18 protein-coding genes are annotated in these 22,045 nt (G+C 47.4%); 7 read left to right on the top strand and 11 right to left on the bottom strand.

The features are described from left to right. Positions 1–9 precede the first annotated feature (9 nt). The 4 genes from L4D19_RS03325 to L4D19_RS03310 are packed head-to-tail and all read right to left on the bottom strand — an operon-like array spanning position 10 to position 4,528. Complete coding sequence (locus tag L4D19_RS03325) at positions 10–1,224, bottom strand: TIGR03087 family PEP-CTERM/XrtA system glycosyltransferase (protein ID WP_428451187.1); 1,215 nt, start codon at positions 1,222–1,224, stop codon at positions 10–12. Between the two features lie 4 nt (positions 1,225–1,228). Then, the gene (locus L4D19_RS03320) at positions 1,229–2,272 is read right to left on the bottom strand and encodes a FemAB family XrtA/PEP-CTERM system-associated protein (RefSeq protein WP_428451186.1); all 1,044 of its coding nucleotides are present in this window, start codon (positions 2,270–2,272) and stop codon (positions 1,229–1,231) included. After that, positions 2,214–3,134: an XrtA system polysaccharide deacetylase gene (locus L4D19_RS03315; RefSeq protein ID WP_428451185.1), complete on the bottom strand. Its 921-nt coding sequence runs from the start codon at positions 3,132–3,134 to the stop codon at positions 2,214–2,216. Before L4D19_RS03315 ends, L4D19_RS03320 begins: the two co-directional genes overlap by 59 nt. 2 nt (positions 3,135–3,136) lie before the next feature. After that, the gene (locus tag L4D19_RS03310) at positions 3,137–4,528 is read right to left on the bottom strand and encodes a TIGR03013 family XrtA/PEP-CTERM system glycosyltransferase (RefSeq protein ID WP_428451184.1); all 1,392 of its coding nucleotides are present in this window, start codon (positions 4,526–4,528) and stop codon (positions 3,137–3,139) included. Positions 4,529–4,831: 303 nt separating this feature from the next. Between L4D19_RS03310 and L4D19_RS03305 the strand changes: the two genes are divergently transcribed. Genes L4D19_RS03305 through L4D19_RS03285 form a run of 5 tightly spaced genes read left to right on the top strand, consistent with a single transcriptional unit; the run spans position 4,832 to position 10,435 of the window. Beyond that, positions 4,832–5,356: an XrtA/PEP-CTERM system exopolysaccharide export protein gene (locus L4D19_RS03305; RefSeq protein WP_428451183.1), complete on the top strand. Its 525-nt coding sequence runs from the start codon at positions 4,832–4,834 to the stop codon at positions 5,354–5,356. 10 nt (positions 5,357–5,366) lie between these two features. Continuing rightward, complete coding sequence (locus tag L4D19_RS03300; protein ID WP_428451182.1) at positions 5,367–6,932, top strand: XrtA system polysaccharide chain length determinant; 1,566 nt, start codon at positions 5,367–5,369, stop codon at positions 6,930–6,932. Positions 6,933–6,934: 2 nt separating this feature from the next. After that, positions 6,935–7,852 (top strand): XrtA-associated tyrosine autokinase, encoded by a 918-nt coding sequence (locus L4D19_RS03295; protein ID WP_428451181.1) that lies wholly within the window; start codon positions 6,935–6,937, stop codon positions 7,850–7,852. Next, positions 7,824–9,281 carry a TIGR03016 family PEP-CTERM system-associated outer membrane protein gene (locus L4D19_RS03290; protein WP_428451180.1) on the top strand — a complete coding sequence of 486 codons (1,458 nt, stop codon included), beginning with the start codon at positions 7,824–7,826 and terminating at the stop codon, positions 9,279–9,281. Before L4D19_RS03295 ends, L4D19_RS03290 begins: the two co-directional genes overlap by 29 nt. Positions 9,282–9,283: 2 nt before the next feature. Then, positions 9,284–10,435: an XrtA/PEP-CTERM system-associated ATPase gene (locus L4D19_RS03285; protein ID WP_428451179.1), complete on the top strand. Its 1,152-nt coding sequence runs from the start codon at positions 9,284–9,286 to the stop codon at positions 10,433–10,435. A gap of 82 nt (positions 10,436–10,517) precedes the next feature. Here the strand turns inward: L4D19_RS03285 and L4D19_RS03280 are convergent, their stop codons facing one another. The 4 genes from L4D19_RS03280 to L4D19_RS03265 all read right to left on the bottom strand — a co-directional run bounded on the left by L4D19_RS03280 (position 10,518) and on the right by L4D19_RS03265 (position 16,718). Continuing rightward, entirely contained in the window at positions 10,518–12,581 is a 2,064-nt protein-coding gene (locus L4D19_RS03280) for an LTA synthase family protein (protein ID WP_428451178.1), read from the bottom strand. A gap of 147 nt (positions 12,582–12,728) precedes the next feature. Next, positions 12,729–14,069 (bottom strand): putative O-glycosylation ligase, exosortase A system-associated, encoded by a 1,341-nt coding sequence (locus tag L4D19_RS03275; RefSeq protein WP_428451177.1) that lies wholly within the window; start codon positions 14,067–14,069, stop codon positions 12,729–12,731. 167 nt (positions 14,070–14,236) lie between these two features. After that, positions 14,237–15,715, bottom strand: coding sequence for an oligosaccharide flippase family protein (locus L4D19_RS03270; RefSeq protein ID WP_428451176.1), 1,479 nt, complete (start codon positions 15,713–15,715; stop codon positions 14,237–14,239). Between the two features lie 46 nt (positions 15,716–15,761). Next, a complete protein-coding gene (locus L4D19_RS03265; RefSeq protein WP_428451175.1) occupies positions 15,762–16,718 on the bottom strand; it encodes a polysaccharide deacetylase family protein in 957 nt (318 codons plus the stop codon). A 259-nt stretch (positions 16,719–16,977) separates the two neighbouring features. Here L4D19_RS03265 and L4D19_RS03260 point away from each other — a divergent pair, with 259 nt between their 5' ends. Continuing rightward, entirely contained in the window at positions 16,978–18,345 is a 1,368-nt protein-coding gene (locus L4D19_RS03260) for a polysaccharide lyase domain-containing protein (RefSeq protein WP_428451174.1), read from the top strand. Here the strand turns inward: L4D19_RS03260 and L4D19_RS03255 are convergent. Continuing rightward, positions 18,320–19,444, bottom strand: coding sequence for a GNAT family N-acetyltransferase (locus L4D19_RS03255; protein ID WP_428451173.1), 1,125 nt, complete (start codon positions 19,442–19,444; stop codon positions 18,320–18,322). The two genes, L4D19_RS03260 and L4D19_RS03255, sit on opposite strands and share 26 nt — an antisense overlap. Positions 19,445–19,663: 219 nt before the next feature. Here L4D19_RS03255 and L4D19_RS03250 point away from each other — a divergent pair, with 219 nt between their 5' ends. Beyond that, positions 19,664–20,062: a VanZ family protein gene (locus tag L4D19_RS03250; protein WP_428451172.1), complete on the top strand. Its 399-nt coding sequence runs from the start codon at positions 19,664–19,666 to the stop codon at positions 20,060–20,062. On the opposite strand, the gene L4D19_RS03245 is transcribed toward L4D19_RS03250, so the two are convergent. Together L4D19_RS03245 and L4D19_RS03240 are read right to left on the bottom strand one after the other, a co-directional pair. Continuing rightward, positions 20,059–21,168, bottom strand: coding sequence for a nucleotidyltransferase family protein (locus L4D19_RS03245; RefSeq protein WP_428451171.1), 1,110 nt, complete (start codon positions 21,166–21,168; stop codon positions 20,059–20,061). The genes L4D19_RS03250 and L4D19_RS03245 overlap by 4 nt on opposite strands. Then, the gene (locus L4D19_RS03240) at positions 21,092–22,036 is read right to left on the bottom strand and encodes an HprK-related kinase A (protein ID WP_428451170.1); all 945 of its coding nucleotides are present in this window, start codon (positions 22,034–22,036) and stop codon (positions 21,092–21,094) included. Before L4D19_RS03240 ends, L4D19_RS03245 begins: the two co-directional genes overlap by 77 nt. Positions 22,037–22,045 lie beyond the last annotated feature (9 nt).

Raw genomic sequence — 22,045 nt, 5'->3', positions numbered from 1 at the left:
TGTGAACACCTAGCCATGGTTAGACTCCAGATAGCCAAGCAAGGGAGAGAGCTGGGCATCCCAGCTGTAATATTGCTCTATCCACGCCCGCGACGCTGTTGCTACTGACTGCTCGGCCTGCAATGTGTCTATCACCCTGCAGGCTATATCAGCCGCACTATCGGAAACGGCGACATGGCTCGACGGGAAGCTCTCCAGCCCTTCCATCCCCTGCGGGGAGGCAATCACGGCCCGTGACATAGCCATGGCTTCCAGAATTTTATTCTGGACTCCCCGGGCAATACGCATCGGGGCAACGGCGGCTTTGGCATGTTGCAGATAGGGACGCACATCAGCGACTCGGCCCGTTACGACGATCCCCGGGATCTCCGTCAGCGCCCTGACCCCGGGAGTCGGTGAGCTGCCGACAATGTAGAACTTAGCATCCGGCACCTCGGTCACCACCTTGGGCCAGACATTATTGGCGAACCAGGTAACGGCATCTTCGTTGGCCCAGTAGTCCATCGCACCGGTAAACACCACATAGTTCTCTTGTTCCAGGCAATAGTTTTCCTCTGCAGGAACGGAGGAACCGGATGAAAAGAACTCGCTGTCCAGGCCGTTTTCAAGGGTTTTGATCCGCGCGCGAAACGGTGTATCGGCAATACAACGGAACGCCTCCGTCTCAGCCTTGGTCACAAAGCAACTAATATCAAACATCGAGGCGACTTTTTTTTCATACTGCCCGAGCACACGGTGCTCCCGCTGGTAGACTGCGCGCATAATGCCTTGTTTTTTCTCGGCATACTGGCGCCATTTGTCAGAGTCAATGTCAACAAAATGCATCACGGTATGGGGGCTATGAGGACTGGCAATCAGGTACTGGGCCATACAACCGGACACCACGAGCGCCTTGTCAATCTGATGGTCTTCAATGATGGCATCAACCCATTGCTGCATGGCTTTTCGTGAATAATAGGGCAAGGTGATCGGCTGTCCCGTAAACAGCGCGGTCACGCCCTTCAGCTTGCAATATGAAGGGGAGATCTGAACAAACAAGCTCGCCTTGCAGTATTGTTCAACCTTGGCCTGATACTGAAGGTCAAACGGATCATCAATAAAACAGCCAAGATAAACATCAAAATGTTTACTTAGAAACTTGAGGATATGGTAATTGGCAATCTTATCCCCCTTGTTGGGAGGATAGGGAATACGATGACACAGATACAGTAACGGCTCTTTCATACAGTTACCCCAGATATTTCGATAGCATCGGACCAATAAGGCGACTCACAGGAAGAGGAAGTCTTTTCCAGGCTTTGATGAAATACTTGTACTTCGGATTGTTCGGTGACAAATTCGGCAATGACTTGGCTTTTACCAGTGCCACTTTGTAATTGAGCGGATGCGCTTCCATCCCCCAGTGTTTTTTATACTGATATGCCCCCGAATCATTCTTGCTTCTGCCGTAGTCAAACAGTGTCGCACCACGCTGACGGGCAACATGCATCAGCTGGAAAATCATATAGTCACTGCCATTCAGTGCCTTGGATTCATACTTTCCGCCCCCGTAATAGGGCATGGCATGATCTTTATAATAAAAACTCAGCATGGTAGAGATTGGCTGCTGATCTTTATCATGCACCAGCATGGTCTCGCAGCGATCCGGGAAGGTTTCTTTCAGCTTGGTAAATAGCTTATGCGTAAACACCGGAGTCCCCAGGTCCCTGACGCTTTCGGCATACACGTCGTAACAGGACTTAAGGTTATCCGAGGTATCCCAGCTGAGATTGTTCCTCAGCGAATGCCGTATCACATTGCGCCTTTTTTTCTTTATGGCACCGATGATGTCGTCGGACTCCTCAGGCAGCGCCAGAGAGAAGCGGGAATGATGACAATGCTTCACCCAAGGCGCCTCTGACTCGACATCGAGCTTGTCTCGCAGCTCGACGTAGTCAACATTCAGCTCGCATCCCAATTCGAAAGCAGCCGCCTCCAACTTTTTGCGTATATGTGAACTATCCGCCAGCGCACCGCCGTACACGCAAAAAGGGGTAGATACCAGGGTATGGCCAAACAGCCAGCTTTTCTGCTCAAACAGCGGCAACACCCCGACAAGTCGGTTACCACTTTCTGCCAACATATAATGGTGCTGATGGCCAAATACCGAATCAATCACATCAAGCCAGCCGGATAAATGAAAAAAGCTGCCTTCAGGGTGATTGTCTACATAACTATCCCAGTATGGATAGTCGTTCCTTGATAGCTTCCGGATTGCTAATTCCTGCATCATGATTAAATCCATTTAGTTGATAAACGTTGCGCATCGTGCTCCAGTTAAAATCAGCTAGCAGACGGTGGATCTTTGACTCCATACTGTTGAGGTTCAGATAATGCCGGAGCCTTGATTTCGCGGATATCCCCATGATCCTCGGCTGACGCGGATCGATTTCCCACGGGTGAAAATAGAAACTGTAGGGTTGCTGAGTGTCGGCAATAAAGGCATTAATCAGCCGTCGACTCAACCAATAGGGATAGAGGCGAAAGAATCCCCCTCCGCCTATAGGAATGTTCCTTCCCAGCTTGTTCAAAGTCGGGATCGGCACTTCAATCAGCCCCTCCTCCCGCACATGTTTAAAGCGTGGCCAGTCGGGTGTCCCGTAGAGGTCGTGTTTTACCGGATAAGTGCTGCTGGAATAGACAAAACCCAGGGAGTGCAATACCTCAAATGCCCAGGGATTACTGGTATCGATAGAAAAGCTCGGAGCACGGTAACCCATCACTTGCTGGCCGCAGATGTCTTCAATCAGGTGTTTGCTGCTGGCTATATCGTTATAAAACTCTTGCTGAGACTGCCTGTTGGCCGGTTGATGAAGATAACCGTGGCTAGCCACTTCATGCCCTTCACGCACAATGGCCCTGACAATCGCCGGGCACTGCTGGGCAACCCAGCCCAGAACAAAAAAAGTCGCCTTCACACCGTGCTCGTTGAGCATTTTCAGAATCCGCTGGGTATTGGTCTCGACACGTAACGGGTAGCGGCTTTCCCAATGCGAGGGATTGACCACCCCCGAAAACGCAGCGACGTGGAAGTAATCTTCGACATCAATCGTCATGGCATTCACAATCTGGTTTGATCTATCAGCCTTGGTCATGGTTACCTGCCTTTCCCGAACAGAATGATCTCTGATGTTCTGATAAGGATCAGAACATCGAGCATGAAACTGCGATGCTTGATGTAATAGAGGTCAAACTTCAGCTTCTCGATGGCATCATCAAGACTGTCCCCGTAGGGATATTTAAGCTGCGCCCAGCCAGTCAGCCCCGGCTTGACATCATGGCGCTGACTGTAATAGGGGATACTGCCGTCAAACTGCTGGCAAAACTCAGGTCGCTCGGGCCTGGGGCCGACAAAACTCATATCCCCTTTAATAACGTTATATAGCTGAGGAAGCTCATCAATACGGTATTTTCTGAGAAAAGCACCGACCTTGGTAATACGCTTATCAGTCTTAAACGACATTTGCACGCCATTCTCTTCGGCATTCACTTGCATGCTGCGAAATTTGTAAATTGAAAACACTTTCCCCTGTTTTCCTACCCGCTGCTGAGAATAGAAAACAGGAGATGAAAAGCCATCCTCTAGCTTGATAAGTAACATGGCAACAAGGAGCAACGGCCAGGTAAGCAATAATACTATTGAAGAAATGAAACAGTTAAAAACCCAATTCACAAACCTGCCAACTAGATCTTTCGAAGGCCTAACATTATAAATTACCCACGACGGATTAATATGACTGACGGCAATCTGACCGGTTTCCCGCTCAATAAAATCAATGATATCTGTAATTAAAATCCCTTTCATTTTACAGCTGAACAACATATCCGTCGGCAGGTTTCCGCGTCTTTCATCCGCGCCAATTATTATTTCTTCAATCTGGTTGTCAATAATATAGTCTTCCAGAGATGTCGATGTTTCGATTCTCGGAACCGTTGTCGTTACCTTGATACTGTCACCATTAACAGGAATATAGCCAATTAAGTCAAAGTTAACCCGATCGGCACGCCTCTTCATGCAAGAGTTAATTAATCCTGCCCTTTCCCCTGCGCCAAGAACAGCAACTCTCCTGCGATTCAGGTTGGTATAGTTTGTCGACAGGGCAATCTTTCTGCTAATTAATAATCCGACAGCAGCAAGGAGATATAATAATTCGCACAATAAAGCTGGAAAAGAAGAAATAGGTATCAATAGGTAAATAAAAGAAGACATTATATAAGCAAGACCAATTGCCACCATAATTCTTATCGCAACACCTTTATACGTAACTCTTAATTTTTCGTTATACAACCCCACCGCCAACGTCGCGATTTGCAATGTCGAGGAAAACAGAAACAACTGAACGAAGTGAAAAGATTCACCAAATCTTGGTAACTTTTCAGAATAATACACTTCAGCCAGATTTAAACCTAAAGCAAACACAATCAAAGCAACAATAAAGTCAGTCACAATGAGGACTGTATTACTTTTGTTTAAATCATGATATCGCATATGGGCGTTCCCGACCTTTATATAGAAATCCGTTTTCAATGCTATATCTGATTATTGTACATAATTAAGAAGCTGCACCATAAAAAAGTATTATATAGTTAAATAACTTAAACAAAATTATTCAACTACACTGAAGAAAATAGACTTAACAAGCAAGTAATAATACGCAGGATGGGTATGTTTATGAAAGAGAAAGGGAAATGCTTTTTATCGCTGGTCGTTGCTTTTATTTTTACCACTTTATTAGCAGGATGTACATCATCGAACTTGCAAACCTTACCTTCAGCGACTACTCACCCTTCATTGACTAAAAATATAAACGATTACAAATATTTAATTGGGCCTGGTGATAACCTGAATATTTTTGTCTGGGGCAACCCGGAAATATCGGGCACGTTCACAGTAAGACCGGACGGAAAACTGTCTACCTCGCTGGTGGACGATATCGATGCCTCCGGCCGAACACCGACCGAACTCGCAAGCAGTATTGAGTCGCGCCTTGCCGCCTATGTCCGTGACCCAATTGTGACCGTCATCGTTGAGGATTTCATCGGCCCCTACAGTGAACAGGTGCGCGTCATCGGCGAAGCTTCGCGCCCCAAGGCAATTAACTACCGTGAAAATATGACACTGCTTGATGTCATGGTTGCCGTTGGCGGTCTGACTGAATACGCCGACGGCAATGATGCCCGTCTCATCCGGGTGATTAACGGTCAGCAGCGCCAGTTCGGACTAAGAATGGGCGATCTGATCAGGGACGGCGACATCCAGGCCAATATCGACATTCTGCCCGGCGATATCATTATTATTCCTGAAGCCTGGTTCTAGGAGCGCGCAAATGAAAGAACAATTTGACCTCCTGTTACAGTATTTACGCGGGATCTGGCTGCAGCGTCAATGGATCGTCATTTCACTCTGGGTGATCTGCCCCCTCGGCTGGATTGCGGTCACGCTGATGTCAAACCAATACAGCTCCGAGGCCCGGGTGTATGCCGATACAGAATCGATTCTCCAGCCTCTGCTCCGGGGCATTGCGATTGATACCGATCCCTCGCAAGAACTGGCACTGATGAGCAAAACGCTGCTAAGTCGTCCGAACCTTGAAAAGATTGCCCGTTTTACCGATGCCGAGACGAATGCCAACACCGTTTCAGAGCCAAACAGCTTGCAAAGAGAAGAACTCGGCAAGCGTGTGGCAAATTTAAAAAAGAACCTGTCCTTCAAATCGGCCGGCGAGGAAAACCTGTTTACGATCAACTATTCCGGCTCAGATCCCTACTACACCCAAAAGGTTGTCCAAGCAGCCATTGATGTATTTATTGAAAATACCGTCGGGCAAAAGCGTCAGGAAACGGTCAAGGCCAATAAATTCCTTACCGGTCAACTCAAGGAATATGAAACACGCCTGATTCAGGCCGAAGTACAGCTGGCCGATTTCAAACGCTTTAACACTGGCTATATGCCGGGCTCCGAGCAAAACTACTACCGTCGGCTTCAGACATTGCAGGATGAGCTGGAAGATACCCGCCTGACGATTCTGGAAACGGACATACAGCTCGCAACAGCCCGCAAGCAGCTCAGTGACGAGACGGCGGTCGCTATTCAACAAATGACAACTATCAGCACCGAGTATGACATACGGTTGGGTACGCTCGAAACCCGCCTCGACGAGCTGCTTTTTCGCTTCACTGACAGACACCCAGATGTCGTTGAAACCCGTCGCCAGATTGCCGACCTAAAGGAACTCCAGCAAGGCTCGCAGCAACGGGCATCATCGGCAACGGCCTACTCCAGTGCCGTCTTGCAGGATATAAAGCTCAATATCAGCCAGCTGGAAAACCAACTCGCCTCCCTGAAGGTTCGCGAGACCAACCAGATCGAAAAGCACAATCTGCTGGCAGAGAAGCTGGAACAGCTGCCACAAGTTGAGGCACAGCTAACTAGCTTAATGCGCAATTACGACATTACAAAATCGAAGTATGAAGACTTGTTATCACGCCGGGAGGCCGCACTGATATCCAAGAGTGTCGATGCCAGCTCGGACGAAATTACCTTCCGGGTGATTGAACCGCCGCTGATTCCACAAGATCCCTCTGGCCCCATGCGGCCATTGCTGCTTACCGTCGTACTGGTAGTCGCCCTGGGTGCCGGCGGTGGTCTCGCCTTCGTCGCCAGCCAGGTATCACCGGTTGTGGTGTCTTCTACACAGCTTTACCGACAAACAAACCTGCCTGTTTTTGGTTCAGTTTCGCTCACAGAAGAGTCCGAGCTGTTTACCAAAGAAAGGCGAAAGGTTTGGTATTTCTCATTCATCTGCGTCGCGCTGGTTACCTTTTACGTAGGGTTTCTAGCCATCAACTCAACGCCGACCGTTCATTCTCGCATTATCCAGAAGATTGAATAGCTATGAGCATTATTGAAAAAGCACTGCAAAAAAAGCAAAAGGCGTCCAAACCAAGCCTTATCAGCCAAGCCATGGCTGAGCAACCTGACAACGAGACATCTCCCCCTGCTCCCGAGCAGGCAGAGAAACATGACTTGGCTAATTCTCAGCACCAGCCAAACAAGGCTGTTTTACATATTGATACCGACAGGTTAGAAAGGTGCGGCATGGTGTCGCATTCCAATAACAAAGCCAACCCCCAGATCACCAATGAATACCGATCCATCAAGCGAAAAATCATTCACAATGCGTTCGGTCAAGCGGCCTCCCATCATGAAAATGGCAATCTCGTCATGATCTCTAGCTCGCGCCCCTCTGAAGGGAAGACGTTCACAAGTGTCAATCTGGCATTAAGCCTTGCCTCCGAAAAAGACAAAACCGTGTTACTGGTCGATGCCGATGTGCTCAAGCCATCAACGGGCAAGCTATTAGAGATCGATGTCAATAATAAACCCGGCTTGATTGACTTTCTGCTCGGTGAGGTAAAATCCGTATCAGAGGTGATCTATCAAACCTCGATACCGAACCTACGGATATTACCAGCCGGCACTTCCCATCACCTGAGCAATGAACTGCTGGCCAGTGACAAAATGGCCTCGCTAACCAAAGAGCTCGCCACACGCTACCCTGACCGGCTGGTGCTTTTTGACTGCCCGCCGCTGCTAGGCGTTGAAGAAACCATTACCGTTTCCAAGTTGCTCGGGCAGGCAATGATTGTTGTCGAACATGGCAAAACCAAAATGGCCGACGTGGAAAAAGCGATTTCAGAACTCAATAAACAGATGGCAATAGGATTTGTTGTCAACAAAGCCTTGCAGGGTGCATATAGTCAATATGAGTATGGATATGGGGATGACTATAAAAAAGAGAGCCAATCATAAACGCTGGTTAATCTGCTGCGTTGCCTTGGCGACTACCCGCAGTCTGGCGGCAGATACTGAGTTTACCCCGTATGTCGGCGGTGGGTTTACCTATACCGACAATATTGACCGGACAGCGGAAGATCGGCAGGGAAGCCTGATCTCGGATCTGAGTGCCGGCATTACTACAGACATTCAGGGGGCCGACGGCAATATTGACCTCGACTATGAGCTTAACCAGCTATTTTTCAGCCATGATTCCAATGAAAATGAAACCTACCAGACACTCTCTTTCGCCGCGGATAAGGGCATCAGCCGTACCGGGTTTCGGGTCGAGGCCGCCGCATCAATCGAGAATATTGCCCGGGCCGTCGATCAGAATGCCAATGCCGATATTGTCTCCGGCGACACCATCGAGAACAAAGATGCCAGTGTCGGGGTCAGTTATCGTTCCAACCCGCGCAGCAAAGTGGATCTAACTGCCAGGGCCTATACGGATATCGTCAATAACGAAGACGATATCGGCAACTACAACGGCTATGGCGCAGAATTTTCCTTCGCCAACGGAGAAAGCGTCAAAAAGCTGTTCTGGCAAATTGATGCCTCCTACCAGTATAAAGAGAGCAAGGATAACGATGACGATACTGCTATCACCTTATACAGGCAGGATATTGGTTTTCAAACTCTATCTGGCTGGGTGCCATTAGTCCGCTTCAACTTTGAAGACTATGAAGGCACGTCTGATGCCGACAGCGCCGATACGCTCAGTTGGGGCCCCGGGGTTCAATATTTTTGGACCAAGCGTTCCTATCTCGAGCTCAGTTACAACTTCTCTGAAGACGACAACAATAGTGACTTTTGGGCTGGTGCGATCCATATAAACCCGACGCCGAGAACACGAATCTTGGCCGCCTATGACAAACGCTTCTATGGTGACGCCTATGAGCTATTGTTGTCTCACCGCTCAAGGCGGATTACCAATAGTATTCGTTATACCGAGGAAGCCGTCAGCTTTGATCGCGACTTATTTTCCTCGGACTCTACTGTCGAGGAAATTTCGCTTAGCCGACGGCTAGAGTGGACGACGGTGTTAACGGGCCGGAGAACCGACTATGAGTTAAATATCTTCCATGATGAACGAGAAGCACTCAACGCTACAGCCGATGAGCAGAACGATGAAGTTGACGGTATTGGTATCGCAGTACGCCACCGCCTTTCACGCCGTTTTAACCTGGCTGGCCGCTTCGATTATGACTATTACCAATTTATTAGCCGCACCCGCCCGACCCAGAACGACTATTACCGAATCTACGAACTGGAAGGGAAATACCAAATCAACAAACAACTCACCAGCTCTTTCGGGATCGAGCACAACAACAAATCATCATCATTTGCTTCCAATAGCTACGATGAAACCCGGATTTTTATCGACATAAGGATGCAACTATAGCTATGTACGAATCACACTTTGGCCTGTCAGATAAGCCATTTAAACTGAGTCCGGATCCGCGTTTTTTCTTTTCGAGTCCTCACCATGAAAAGGCCACCTCCTATTTAAAATACGGGCTTTCACAGGGGGAAGGATTTATCGTGATCACCGGCCCTATCGGCACCGGAAAAACGACAATCGCCAGAAACCTGGTTGCCTCGCTGGATGACTCGATCGTGGCTATACAAATTGCAACCACCCGTCTCACCCCCGAAGAGCTTGTCAGGCTGGTTGCGGCCAAGTTTGGCATCCCCGTTGAGGCGTTGGGCAAGGCTGAAATACTCAAACGGCTGGAACAATACCTTCTCACCTTGCACCAGCAACAACGCAGAGCGTTGTTACTCGTCGACGAAGCCCAAAACCTACCGCCGGAGACGGTGGAAGAGCTTCGGATGCTGTCTAACTTCCAGCTAGATGATAAGCCGCTCATCCAAAGTTTTCTCCTTGGCCAGGAGGAGCTCAAAGGTATCATCGAGCTACCCGAAATGGAGCAATTCAGGCAGCGAATCATAGCCTCATGTCACCTGAAACCATTTGATTGCGAACAGACGGAAGACTATATACACCACCGCCTCAACCAGGTCGGGTGGCAAGGCAAACCAGCGGTGAACAAAGGATGCTTCGACGTCATCACCCAGCATACCCAGGGTGTACCGAGGAAAATCAATATCCTCGTCGACAGGCTGTTCTTGTATGCCTATCTGGAAGATCTGACAACGCTGAACGCCAAAGATGTTCATCATGTACTTGAGGAAATGCAAGACGAATTATCCGGCTCCATGATGGCAAACAACCATTTTGGCAACGATAACAACAAGCCTCACTCCTTTGACAGCGATAGTTCGCCAACAGCACCGGCAGGGTGTACCGACACCCAAGCAACCCAAACCTTAATAGCCGTGTCTGAAATACTCGATAACGTCATCGAGAAAAAAGTAGCCACTATCCGCCATTTAGATAAGTTATTAACACAAAAGAGAAAGGCACTGTCGGAGCAGAAAGAGAAGCTGGATGACGGAACAATATTAGAAAACGAAGAATTTGACAGCGAAGACCACGATTTAACGCTGCAGGATAAATATTGGTGCAAGGATTTGATGGCCAAAAGAAACTGACGATGTCACCGTTCTCAGCCCTGGCCAGTCTGCAGCACAACCACACCGGAAACATTGCATAACACTAATGCGGTGGCAGGCGCTAATGGCTGTGCACCAGCCTTCCCTCCGGAAGCTCCGGCAATTGTTCCATACTGTTTCTGTAGTTCAATTTTTCCCACTCAAAAACCAGTTCTCGTAGCATCTCAAGCTCCCTGGGTTGCTCGACTACGTCATCTATCAACTGCCATCTTCCAGTACTTTCAAACATCACCTTTCTTGTTCTGAAGTCAAAAACAAGCCTATCATCACTATAGGTGTGGCTGATCTGAACAGGGCTGGAAATACCACCAATCACATGAAAGACTGCCCGCCTTCCATCCAGCTTACGGTTAGTTAGTGTCATATCAGTGTCTTGGCCAATTAAATCAAGCAGTAATTCGCGTATATCCGTTTGGCCAATAGGCTTGGTAATTGGATCTATTTGCACGTTGGTTACAAGCGGTACTTTCAGCTGCTGATCATTGATCCTATGCCCATGCCCAAGCACACCATCATCAAAGAGTGACTCACCGTGATCGGCGGTCACAACAATCAGTGACCGGTCATAAATACCAAGCATGTGCAGCCGCGATAATAACTGGCCCAGTGCATCATCAGCGGCTGCGACAGCATTCCAGTACGTATTTTCAAGCCAAGTCTTGTTAGTCAGGGAAATTTGACTCCGTGGTATGGGGGCAATATTCAACAGGTTTTTCATTCCCTCATAATGATACGGAAAATGTGCAGCTTGAAGATTAATATAAAAAAACTGCTTACCCCTACCTTTCAATGTATCAAGCTGACTGTTGATAGCACGAACGACTACCTCTTCACTGAGCCTAAGACTGCCAAGACTTGTATTCGCATACACTCGCTCTTCTATATTCGTTTCTGCATCGAAGAAATGAGCTGCCGTTGTTCTCATGTTTGTTTCTTGGCTGATGTTGGCAAAAGACTCTGCCTGGCCAGAAATAACATTGACCTCGTAGCCAATTTTTTTCAGTATTTCAAAGAGTGACAGTTGATGCAGGGGGGATGTTAGCACTCCATTGAATATCGCCTTCAACGAAGAAGCGGTAAATCCGGTATGTGAGTAAGCATTTGGAAAAACCGTGCCCTGTTGGCTCATTCTGAGAAGATTTGGCGATACAATATGATTGTTGACTTTGGTCTCTAATACATCAGCTCTCGCACTTTCAAGAATAATGAAAAACACATAATCAAATACTGGCACTACATTTGAGTAATCCAAATCATAATCTACATCCTTGAGCTTAAAATCACCCAGTAACATATCTTCATCAACATCATTTCCCGGGATATCGACCGCCCCCGGGTGGATCGCCGCATCGAACATTGCCAAATCTTCGGGAAAGGAAAAGTAACCATAACCATCCTGATCAAAGTCGCTCAACGAATCTAATACTGCGGTTAATAAGGCATAACTATTTTTCTTCTCTACGCCATACCTTACATTGTCGTAACGTAAAATCATCGCAGCAACAAAAACAAACCCTATAAATAGCCCTCCATAGCTATACACTATGCGTCTGAACGGGATTGTGCCGGTCGCCCTCTCAGGACACACACCTCTTTGTACTTTGCCTTGAACCACTTTATAGCCACCCCAATACAATATCAGGGCCATGAATAGGGAAATGAGCATAATAGCCGCTTCATCAGCAACATAAGACATTGCTGACAATATACTTCCACCTGCAATACTTTTCGCAATAGTGAAATTGATGGTATCACTCATGTAGGACAGCACTTTGTACTTTGCAATAACGGCCAGTAAGGAGATGGTAATAACAATAAAAAAGAAGTGATAGGCAAAAACAATTTGTGACTTTTTCAGCAAGACAGCTATAAGCATGAAAAAAACAGAGATCGCCCCAAACAACAACAAATCACTATAAACAGTTGCAATAAAGAACAATACCCTGTCCAGAAAAGTATCAATTGAGTATGGCTGCAGAAAAGAAGGCGTAAACAACCCAAACTTTCTGTTCATTAATATTAGTTCGGTCACTTGAACAGCCGCCGCTACACCAATAATGGCACTCAGCCAAGGGTGATTGCGAATGAAAGTATAAAGAGAGAACATAAAAGTACCAGATTGCATTTAACACATCCTTGGTATAAGGATTTCAGCAGCTATAACTCAATCTTTGCAATATCTATTAGCTTAGGTGAAATTTACTTACTTACCAACCATTGTGACAACCTGATTAATCATCAGCTATTCACCACACGACATAAAAAAAGCAACTCACATCACTCCTGGGTTATTACTTAGGGCAATACTATCTACTTTATTTTTTTCACCAATATCTTGCCGAGTCGAGATAATTAGACTAATCGACACACCGATTATTGCCCAATAGAATTCCAAGTAGGCTAACGATACGGCGGCCCCGGCCGATCCATAGGCAATAATTGTTAGCTGGAGCATTCTGGCAAGGTGCACTCTCCATCGATACCCTTCCCCTAAAGGCCCAACAGTTTTTGCAACCCAGCCTAACCGGATAAAACAACTTGCCATAATAGTGAGATATAAAACCAGACCGAGCACACCATGATCGCCCAAAACTTGGAAATAGATACTATGGGCAGCCCATCCTGAGTCATCAGAGGGGAGCGGTGTCTCGATGATAAAGTCCAGCTTATCAAATTCCAGGGCTTTCTCTTGCCAAATATAGCCGTAGGAGCCGGTTTTGAATCCACCGCCTAACAAGGGCCTGTCCATTGCGAGCAGGGTGTGGACTTTCCATGAATTCAATCTGGTAATAAACGAGTTATCTTCCGTTGCCGTTTCTATGGTATTCATTCTGCTATACCAATCCTGAGAAAGGTAAAGTGCGGCAATGCCCACAACAATCAGTATACCAGAAGTGACGAGAACCTTATGGTTTGAGCGGAACCAGTAGTAGCCTCCCACCACCAGCAGCCCGATAAACCCACCCCGGGAATGCGTGCCGAGAACGGCAATAATGCACAAACATAAGATGCCAATCAGCCCTATTTTCGACCATTTGCTACTCGTTACCTGGATAAGAAACATATTGATAGGAATGAGCATACACAAAGCGACTGCGAAATGGTTATTATCCGACAGCAGGTGTCCCTGAGGACCGACAATCTTATGTACACCTCCCGTGACAATAAACTTCAGGCTTTCCACGGCACCAAGAAAACCAATTGACAATACAACAACCCAGCAGAACAGCTCTAACTCATTTTTTCTCCTTACACACAATATAATCATCATGGCAAGCAACAACTTTTTGGTTAGCTTAATCCATTCATCCCATACCAGATCGGGTATACCAATGGTTAATACCGTAGTGAGAATGGTATGAAACCAGAATAACGCTACGCACAAGAAACCAAAATCAAATCCAACCTTCTTTTTATTGGATTGAAATAAATACCCAATCAAAGCGGTAAATGCAAAAATACTATTAAAGCTAATATTCTGGGCAAAACCATAAAGCCAGTGAACAGGAACAAATAAACCCACCCATAACCAAAGCGCGACAGCAACATAAGGCTTTCTTAGCGAAAGGTATATCAAATAAACAGAAACTATCAGAAAAACAATATCCCTCATCGTTTTTCCCTCTGTTCATGCTGCCTTTTATTATCTTCGTTTTCTTTTATCTCATCACACTTAATCGACTGGCGGCATCTATAGACCAGCATTATCAAACACAACACGAATAATACTGACTCCATCTTAACCTCTCCATGATATAACGTATCTGACGTACAATAAGCCTAAGCGTTATGTAAACTGCCTAAACGCATGCTTGCCTGCCTCTTTAGCTGCCCGATAATCACGTGAAATTCCGTTATTCGTCCTTTCAGACAATAAACACTAAACATTGTTGCTAGGGTATATACAAAAGCACCTGTAACAATGCCGGCGATCAGCTGATATAAGCTGTTATTTATCAAGTTAATTATCCAGTCTACGGCTTCATACATCAGCCAGGAACACGACAGTGGAAGCAAGACAATAGACAACAGATGAAAAAAGTTAAGCCCGACAACAACAGAATATAATCCGAACATCAATAATAAGAAAAACAGTCCAATCAATAACCGGTTAAATGAGATCACCTCAATGGAGCTGCCTACCGACAAATACAGCATCAGCGAAATGAGCGCCACGATGACAACGTCGGCAGCAAACAAAATGTGCATCTTATTTTTAATCGTCAACACCACCGTTAAAGGCATATATACTGTCATCACCACCATTAACCCTGCCAAGTTACTCATCACAGGAATCGCATCTAACCATTGCGGACCGAGAATAACCCTGACAAAAGGATCACTGATCACACTGACCCCGAATGCACAGGGCATCACAACAAACATCAGCACAGCCAGCTGCTGATAGAGAGTTTGACAAAAGGCCTTGTGGTCATACTTTAGCTTGGACAGGACGGCAAAAGAGCCTCGATTGAGCGGCTCAACCACATCTGAATACGGAAGCCATGCCAGCTCCTGGGCAAAACTATATATTCCGAATGTGCGGCTGTTTAGCTGGCTACTTAAAATCATCACATCGATACGGGAGCGTAAATAACCCGATATGGTCGTCAAATATAGCCACTTGGAAAAGTGCCATTGCTTTTTCCACAGGCTGGTTGACCAGCGGGGACGGTAGCTGCAGACCCGATAGCCGATAACAACCTCGATGATATTACTGAAAATAACAGCAATAACCATTGCCCAGTAGTTTTGCCATATGATAGCTATCGCTATCGAACAGAGGGTACCGATCGTTTTGGCAGCAATACTGATAACGGTGGTTGTTTTAAAGTTAAGCTGCTTTTCAAACACCTCTAGGCCAATATTCCGAAAGGCCATTAGAAAAGGAATAACAGCAACAACCTGGATCACCAGCTCGACTCTCTCCTCGTTCGTATAGACAGCTATCCAAGGAGCCGACAAAAACAACAAACAGGCACAAGCTATCCGAAGTACCAAGTTGAGCGACCAGATACTGTTTAGACTTTCCTCCGATATCTCGTCTTCCAGAATCACAATCCGGTTGGTACCAACAGAGGTAAATGCCAGGAAAAGATAGATAAAAAAGGAAGAGATCGCGACAATCCCAAAATCTGCCGGTGTAAGCAGCCGCGCCAGTATTAGCGTGCTGACCAAGCCTAATATTCGGTTATACCAAGTGGCTATCATTGCCCACTTGGCACCTGAGATAAGCGCGCGGCTGTATTGTTTATTCATCTTGGAATACCTGGCATGGCTTCCCTATCCATACTCAATGACTCACTTACAATGCCAGTTGCTTGGGAAGCATCGGCTGACCGTCAAGCTCCTCAATAAACCAGCGAACAAAGTCCCGGGTATTTGAGACAAGCTGATCTGTTTCTCTTTCATCCCTGGTATAGGATGTCAGTGCAGGTTTCACACTGGGCGAGTGGAGTGACAATATAAATTCCCGCTGACCAATTTTCTGCTGAGAGTAGGTCAACTGCTGCATTTCTTTCAGAGTAAAACCTTCGGGCGAAAGGCGGTATCTGCGAAGCCTCAGGCATTTACCGATAACTTTCTTTACCAGGCTTTTTTGCCACTCTGTAAAGACAGCTGAATGCCTATTGGCATAATCCTGAAAAAGAGGGAGTGCCGATAGTATCGAACAGGTATGGGGGAAATAAGTGATGTCATCCCGCTCAAAAATCTTGTTGCCATAACAGCTAAAGTCAGGCCCCTGCTGATGGGTAAAGTCACAATACGCACTAATACTCAAATCAACCTTATAACCCAGCTTTACCAGACTACGCGCCGTATTTTCACCGATCCCGTACCGACCGGCCAGGTATGTCACAGGACGAGTACCAGAAACAGACTCTATTTTTTCCGTCAGGCTGGCCAGTTTTCGATATTCCTGCTCCTTGGATAAGTTTCCCGGAAATGTATTCACATCGGCAACGGTGCCATCCTGTTCAATCGGCGCGAGCGGCGGATTAACCCAAGGGTGCAGGTGTGCGGCAAACTCGATTATACCGTCAGCCAAACCACGGTACTTCTCAACCACAGATGCCCCCTCCTCACTGGATATAAAAGGATAGTCCATAGCCAACGTCACTTTCGCCCCGGCATCCAGCAGCTTATCGATCAATACAATTAACTCTTGATGGTGAGTTACTGACTGGTTGGTCGCCTTGGCACCTTTTTTCCAGTCAAACTCTTCTTCTGCGTGGATAACTACAGCAAGCCTGTTGGCCATAGCATGCCTCCGAATCAAATAAATACCACACTCATCAAATTTTTCTTCTCATTGATAATGGCACAGCACACAGTTTTAACCAAATATCAACATAAAAGCCACAAACCACCGCCGCCTGCACTCACAGCCATACGCGACAATCTTAATCATCAATAGAACATTCTTGTGATTGGCTACCTATACTGATAACGAGTGGCAGCCATAAAATAACGATCTGCTCTGCATGTTTAACGCAACACTAGCCTGAATCGGGAAATGGATGACCTATATAGTCTTTACCCATCGACGCACGTCTATCCTAATGGGGATACTAGCCTTGGTATTAGCGGGGTATTCTGCCTCCCCGGCGGCCCAGCCGAAGCTATTTCAACACCACTCACTGCCGCATGACGCAGCAAGCCGCTGGCCGACCGTGGGCCCGGACTGGTCAAAGCAGACACTCGCTTTGCACCTTGAGAACACGGTTCTCGTTTCCGATCCAGAGATGCTGATTAAGGCACTGAAAGATGTGTTACCTGGCCAGCATATCGTCCTGAGAAACGGCACTTACCCAATCAGCGGCAAGCGCCTGAGAACCACCAAACTATCTCCGACGGCACTTCAGCCAATCACCTTGCGCGCTCTGGAACCAGGAAAGGCCACGATTGAACTTGATAGTTCCGAGGGTCTCTATATCAACCGTCCTCACTGGCGAATATCGGGTCTGCGCTTTATCGGCAAATGCGAACACCAGTCCCGTTGCGAACATGCTATCCATGTGGTGGGAAATGCCGGCGATACCCTTATCGAGCACAATGAGTTCATCGACTTCAATGCGGCGATTAAGGTAAACCGGGACAAAGACGCGTTTCCCGATCACGGCATTATTCGCCATAACCACTTCTTTTTCACTGCACCCAGAGATGTTGCGAAGCCCGTCACCCCCATCAATGTCGACCATGGCAACAACTGGCTGATCAGCCGTAATATTATCCGCGACTTTATTAAGCTGGGCGGCAATCAGGTCAGTTATGGTGCCTTTATCAAGGGAGGGTCGGTCAAAGGGGCTATAGAAAACAATCTTGTGATCTGTAATTCCACCCAGCAAGACTTTACCGGCTCTCGGATTGGCCTGTCTCTGGGGGGCGGGGGAATGGCGCAGCAGCACCGCCGGGGAGAAAGCGAGGCTGAAACGGTTGAAGCCCTCATACGAAACAACATAGTCATCCGTTGCAACGATGTGGGCATCTACATAAACAGGGGCAAGCACTCGGCAGTTAGCAATAATATCCTCTACGGGACGCAGGGCATTGATATTCGGTACCCACAATCTGATACCTATGTTGCCAATAACATCTTAAACGGCAACATCACCCAGAGAGATCGCGGCAAGGCAGATTCGAAAGCCAACCTGGTTAGCTCCCGCCGGTTTTGGTTTGGAGAGGAAGCCATTGATAGCTGGTTCCTCTCACCGGGTCACGGTAACTTTACCATCACGTCGGAGCAAACCAGAAAACAACTCCATTCGCACGCGGTGCCCTACCAACTGCTTCCAGGACATGAGAACAAAGACTTTTGCGGCAATCGCATCAGCAGTAACAGCAGGTTTAGGGGCTCGTTCATCAAGGCGACGGCCTGTTTCCGTTAGTTATTCGCTGCTTAAGGCTTCTTAGGGAGTCTTCAACCCTAAGTGCAAAATGGGGTAACTGATAATGATAGGTAGCAACAGGCGACTCGCTATTGGCAAAGGTCTGCTTATAACGGGTTGCCCCCGCCATAAAGTCATAACTGTCCATCCCCTGTGATAACGCCTGATTGATTAGCAGATAATGCGCCGTCAGTCCCGGCTTTAAGTGTTTATCCTGCAATCTATAGTTCAGTGCGCTCAGATAGAAATAGACCTGATTGCCATAGTGAAAATTGTAAATTACTCCTATCAGCTCATCACCGGCAAAGATAGAATGAAGCACAACCTCACCACTGTCTATCCCCCTTTTAATCAAACAACGGTGAAAGTGTTTAAACGTGGGGTTGGCAAAGCCGCTTTGACCAGGCTGATCTCCCCAGCGCTCAAGATGATAAGGCTCGGCAACGGCAAGCATGCTCAGTGCCGCTTCGGCCGATGTGGCAGTATCAATGGTTATCTCGCCCAGGCTCTCATACCTTTTAAGGCTTCTCTTTATCTGATAGCGCCCACTTCGCGACAGGTTCTGATCCAGCGACATTTTATTCGCCCTAAGAGAATTAAGATCTAGCCTGTACGCCATTGAATCCCAAACACACCGGCGTTCCGCCCCGAGACCGAGCGCACTATCAAAAAGACCAGCCTGACAAGCCCCGACGACTAGCGTACCGTTACCGACCAATGAAAGAAACACTTTTGATAGCATCGCAATACGCACTTTTTCCGCATATTGTGGCAGTAACAGAAAATCGTTGTACTCCATGCACAGCTTATCCCGCTCGGGGTCACCTGTTTGGTGTAGGTAGTAGCTCTTTCTTGAATCGAAGGGCAGCTTGCTCTTTTGGGCCACCAGTATCCCGAGTCCGACCACCTCACTCCCCATGCAGGCCTCGACAAGGTAACAATCTTCCACACAGCTATCTAACCATGAGCCGATCCATAACCATGACAGAAAAAAACTCGGCTGGGTCTGAGCTTCAAGCTGTCGCCAGGCTTTGGCAAGTTTGTCTCTATCCGGGTTATAAGAAATGTCACATTGCACTGAATGGTTACCAAGTTCCATGGGTAATGGCCTCACCGATAAGACTGAAAATACCTTTTTCAGCATAAGCATAGCAGTAAGCTCATGGGTAAGTTGGGGGATAGGAGAATTTAACCCGGTCGAATTTAACCCGGCTGACTATTATAAAAAAATGATGGACGTATTTAACACTCAAGGTAAATGTATGAACAAGGCAAGCCGTTTGCCCCCTTTCGTTGAGAGGCGACGGGGTGGCAGTCAATGATAGTTAAGCACTTTCCCTTCCTATGGCTGACACTGGTTTGTTACTCCATTTTCATAACCTATGTCTCACTCACATCTGGGCACGGGGATGGTGACTTTACCGGACTCAAGCAATACAAAATACCGCATCTTGACAAATTGCTTCACGTTGCTGCCTATTGGCTCTATGCCTTGCTTGCCTTATTGGCATCCAGAGACATCCACAGACGCTGGCTGGTAGGTTGCTTGCTTCTCTTACTGGTTTTTCACGGTACGGTATTGGAATACCTTCAGATCACGCTGACTGTCGGCCGGGAGGCCTCGTTACCGGATATTGCTGCTAACACGACCGGGATTGTCCTTGGCTACGTGACAATGCTAATTTACCAGCACTTCCAAGCTCACCAGCATGGTTAAATCATCAGATCCGACTCGTCCTTCTTTACCGGATTGAGCCGATACAAGCCTTTTCTGATTAAATGCGGGACCAGTTTGGACAGCGGCAACCGTTTCAGGTGTCCCCTTAAATACAGCACAAACACATACCACTGATCACCCCGTTCATGATGAACAGGATATATCGAGCTAAAGACTTTCTTAAACGCAGGATCGATCAGACGGAACACCAGCGGCCCCGGTTTGAACTGTTCATAAAAAGCCAGCACCTCTGCCGGCACATCAAGCCGGTAATATTGGCGGCAATAACGAAGAGCATAATACATGCTTTCACCATTGCCGATTGACTGTTGTAGCCGAACGAGCTTATCCCAAAAGCCAGGCTGCTGACTAAAATGGCGAATGAGCTGGAATATATCAAAAAGATCTCTCACCCCTTTATGAAACTCACTCTCATAAAAAAGATGTATCGCGCTATGAAGAACCATAGCTTCCGGACTGAGCACCCTGGCACCGCTATCATCAGAAAGCGCCTGAGTATGGCTATGCAAGATTACCGGATCCGGGCCATGGCGCAATATCGAGGGCAGGATATTGAAATGCACATCCAGTTCGGTCTGGCGATCGAAGTGTTTTAACGGCGGGATCTCCTGCGAATAGTTTCGGTAGAATTTATCATCATAGTCGGTCATGGTTTTATGCATCCAGCCATGCGCCACCAGGGCCTGCTCTGCCGTTTCAATCTGCACCTGGGGAACCAGAATATCAATATCGCTCATGATCCGGCCCCGCATATACTCAAAACCCGACAGCTGATAAGCCGCCCCCTTCAAGTAGACCCAGCGCACACCTGATTGGCTAAATAGCGCGCTAACGTGACGATGCTCTTGCTCTAGCAGCCGGATTTGATTGGTATAGGTGTATTCAGCAGACAAAACATGCCGCTGAAATTCAACCGGAAGATCAAACCAGACATCCGCCTGTTCACACAGCCACTTAAGCTGCGCCAACATATTGTAGAACCGTGCTTCAGCAACAATCTGTGAAAGCTCACGAGGGTTCATGGAAAGCAAAGTGGTGGGGCTTCGAAGAATATCGACCAGTTTTACCGCCGTTATTTTTTTCATCAATCCCATTCCTAATTGCCGCTTCGCAATCTGCTAGCTGGCTGTATTCTATATAGAGTGCATCCGCCCCCTGAATCACCTGCCTGGCGCAGGCAAACCCCGTCTGGTTAAGCAAACCAAAATTGAAACTATTGCCAATCAGCTCCATCAGCGCTTCGCACTTCTCGACCTTTTCGACATAACACCGCTCATTCGCCGAGTACTTAACGAATACGATGAGCGATATCGGCGCTGTGATATGGGCATTAACCACGCTCGATGACGGCGGCTTGACCAGACAAACCTTGCCTTTCGACGTATCGGCAATTTCCTCGCTAAAGCTAGAGGCGGGAAAAAACGCCCGCGCCAGATCAATGGCGGCATTTTTTAAGTTTATCGGTCGAGCCAAGCCATATAGCTGCTTAGTTTCCGGGCAGATCAACGCCAGTTCATCCGAGAGTAAACGCCACCCCTGTGAAACCAGGAAAGCACAGAGGGTGCTTTTTCCGGCTCCGGAAGGGGCTGAAATAATGATCCCCTTACCGTTTTTTTCCAAGGTCGCGGCATGAATAATCAGGTATTGATGCGCATGATTGGCAATCAGCCAGTTCATCCCCCACTCCAGCATAGCCGGCGCCTGGTTGAGCGGAAGCGGCCTGAACGGTTCACCGCCATTAAAATAAAAACGGACCTGCGGTTTTATCCAGCGACGTCCAAACGCCCCCGGCATGATTGCTATATGAAAATCGATAAAATGCGACTCGGTGACATCCAGTAAGGCATCCTGGTAATGAGAGTGCAAATAACGCTGGACACTGGGGATTGATGTCTTGATCTCGACAATGAATGGGCCGGTTTGCAAATAAAAGCATTTCGTTGAAGAGAGCATCCTGCGGTC

Source organism: Photobacterium kasasachensis (assembly GCF_050336885.1).
Lineage (GTDB): Bacteria > Pseudomonadota > Gammaproteobacteria > Enterobacterales > Vibrionaceae > Photobacterium > Photobacterium kasasachensis.
Note: the sequence above shows the minus strand (reverse complement) of the source record. Positions and strands in the feature narration are given on the sequence as shown.

What these genes read in the sequence shown, in the direction of transcription:
- L4D19_RS03325 (WP_428451187.1), bottom strand. Translation starts at nt 1,224, where the DNA reads ATGAAAGAGCCGTTACTGTATCTGTGTCATCGTATTCCCTATCCTCCC.
- L4D19_RS03320 (WP_428451186.1), bottom strand. Translation starts at nt 2,272, where the DNA reads ATGATGCAGGAATTAGCAATCCGGAAGCTATCAAGGAACGACTATCCA.
- L4D19_RS03315 (WP_428451185.1), bottom strand. Translation starts at nt 3,134, where the DNA reads ATGACCAAGGCTGATAGATCAAACCAGATTGTGAATGCCATGACGATT.
- L4D19_RS03310 (WP_428451184.1), bottom strand. Translation starts at nt 4,528, where the DNA reads ATGCGATATCATGATTTAAACAAAAGTAATACAGTCCTCATTGTGACT.
- L4D19_RS03300 (WP_428451182.1), top strand. Translation starts at nt 5,367, where the DNA reads ATGAAAGAACAATTTGACCTCCTGTTACAGTATTTACGCGGGATCTGG.
- L4D19_RS03295 (WP_428451181.1), top strand. Translation starts at nt 6,935, where the DNA reads ATGAGCATTATTGAAAAAGCACTGCAAAAAAAGCAAAAGGCGTCCAAA.
- L4D19_RS03290 (WP_428451180.1), top strand. Translation starts at nt 7,824, where the DNA reads ATGACTATAAAAAAGAGAGCCAATCATAAACGCTGGTTAATCTGCTGC.
- L4D19_RS03285 (WP_428451179.1), top strand. Translation starts at nt 9,284, where the DNA reads ATGTACGAATCACACTTTGGCCTGTCAGATAAGCCATTTAAACTGAGT.
- L4D19_RS03280 (WP_428451178.1), bottom strand. Translation starts at nt 12,581, where the DNA reads ATGCAATCTGGTACTTTTATGTTCTCTCTTTATACTTTCATTCGCAAT.
- L4D19_RS03275 (WP_428451177.1), bottom strand. Translation starts at nt 14,069, where the DNA reads ATGAGGGATATTGTTTTTCTGATAGTTTCTGTTTATTTGATATACCTT.
- L4D19_RS03270 (WP_428451176.1), bottom strand. Translation starts at nt 15,715, where the DNA reads ATGAATAAACAATACAGCCGCGCGCTTATCTCAGGTGCCAAGTGGGCA.
- L4D19_RS03265 (WP_428451175.1), bottom strand. Translation starts at nt 16,718, where the DNA reads ATGGCCAACAGGCTTGCTGTAGTTATCCACGCAGAAGAAGAGTTTGAC.
- L4D19_RS03260 (WP_428451174.1), top strand. Translation starts at nt 16,978, where the DNA reads ATGACCTATATAGTCTTTACCCATCGACGCACGTCTATCCTAATGGGG.
- L4D19_RS03255 (WP_428451173.1), bottom strand. Translation starts at nt 19,444, where the DNA reads ATGGAACTTGGTAACCATTCAGTGCAATGTGACATTTCTTATAACCCG.
- L4D19_RS03250 (WP_428451172.1), top strand. Translation starts at nt 19,664, where the DNA reads ATGATAGTTAAGCACTTTCCCTTCCTATGGCTGACACTGGTTTGTTAC.
- L4D19_RS03245 (WP_428451171.1), bottom strand. Translation starts at nt 21,168, where the DNA reads ATGAAAAAAATAACGGCGGTAAAACTGGTCGATATTCTTCGAAGCCCC.
- L4D19_RS03240 (WP_428451170.1), bottom strand. Translation starts at nt 22,036, where the DNA reads ATGCTCTCTTCAACGAAATGCTTTTATTTGCAAACCGGCCCATTCATT.